The sequence below is a fragment of the Spirillospora sp. NPDC046719 genome, from assembly GCF_040645715.1.
Taxonomy (GTDB): domain Bacteria; phylum Actinomycetota; class Actinomycetes; order Streptosporangiales; family Streptosporangiaceae; genus Spirillospora.
Window position 1 is genome coordinate 1 of record NZ_JBEYYT010000900.1, and the last position, 1,387, is coordinate 1,387.

The 1,387-nt window shown below is 74.0% G+C and carries 1 protein-coding gene; it reads left to right on the plus strand.

Annotated features, from left to right (window positions below):
• A partial coding sequence (locus ABZ914_RS51410) for an aminotransferase-like domain-containing protein (RefSeq protein ID WP_500201817.1) occupies nt 1–1,185 on the plus strand: 1,185 nt, incomplete at its 5' end.
• Nucleotides 1,186–1,387 lie beyond the last annotated feature (202 nt).

The window sequence follows — 1,387 nt, forward strand, 5'->3', positions numbered from 1 at the left end:
GTCGACCTGCGGCCGGGGATGGCGTGGGTCGGCGCGCTGGACACCCCGGCGTGGCGGCGGGCGTGGCGGCTCGCGGCGGGCATGCCGCCGCAGCAGCGGCAGGAGCCGCACGGGGTGCCGGAGCTGCGGGTGGCGCTGGCCGAGTACATCCGGCGCAGCCGCGGCGTGGTCTGCCCGGTCGACGGCCTGCTGATCACGCGCGGCGCGACGAACGGCCTGGACCTGCTGGCCGCGACGGTGCTGCGGCCGGGCGACCGGGTCGGCGTGGAGGAGCCGGGGTACCGGCGCGCGCGCTCGGTGCTGGAGGGGCGCGGCGCCGAGATCGTCTCGTGCCCGGTGGACGAGCACGGCCTGATCGTCGACGGCCTCCCGGACGATCTGCGCCTGGTGTACACGACGCCGTCCCACCAGTACCCGATGGGCGGGGTGCTGCCGGTTCCGCGGCGGCAGGCGCTGCTGGCGTGGGCGCGGCGGACGGGCGCGCTGATCGCCGAGGACGACTACGACGGCGAGTTCCGCTACGACGTCGCGCCGCTGCCCGCCCTGTACGGGCTGGACCCGGACGTGGTCGTCTACCTCGGCACGTCGGCGAAGATCCTCACCGCGGACATGGGCGTCGGCTGGCTCGTGGGGCGTCCCGACCTGGTGGCGGCGATCGCGCTGCGGCGCGAGGAGCTGAACGACCGGACGGCGGTCGTCCCGCAGCACGCGCTCCGGCTGTTCCTCGAACGCGGCGACCTGGACCGGCACGTCCGGCGAATGCGCGGGGAGTACGCGCGGCGCCGCGAGGTCGTGGTGCGGGCGCTGGACGGGCTGCGGCTGCGCGGCGACACGGCCGGGCTGCACCTCGTCGTGGACCTGCCGCACGCGGTCGCGGAGCGGGTCGCGCGGGACGCGGGAGACCGCGGCGTCCTGGTGGACCCGCTGGAGCGCCACCACGCGGGGCCGCGCTCGTTCAGCGGGCTCGTCGTCGGCTACGGCTCGGCGGGCAGCCCCGCCGAGCTGCGGGCCGGATGCGCGGTCGTCCGCGAGCTGGCGTGCGCGGCACGGCCCACGCCGAAATCCGGAAACGCGGCGGTATCCGGGAACGCGGCGGTATCCGGGAACGCGCCGGAATCCGGGAACGCGCCGGAATCCGGGGACGCGCCGGAATCCGGGCGGGACGCGTCCGGCGCCCCGCTCTGAGCCGGGCGCCGGATCCGCTGGAGACCGTGCCGGGAGCTAGTTCGACAGCGCCGGCGAACCGACCGGCACCGGTTCGCCCTGCGGCGGCGGATGGTCGGGGTTCGACTGATTGCTGGAAATGCTTTTCGCGATGATAACAATGTTGAAATTGCTTTTGCCCATAAAAATGGATTTCCATTCAAACGTTATCATGAAGTTTTGG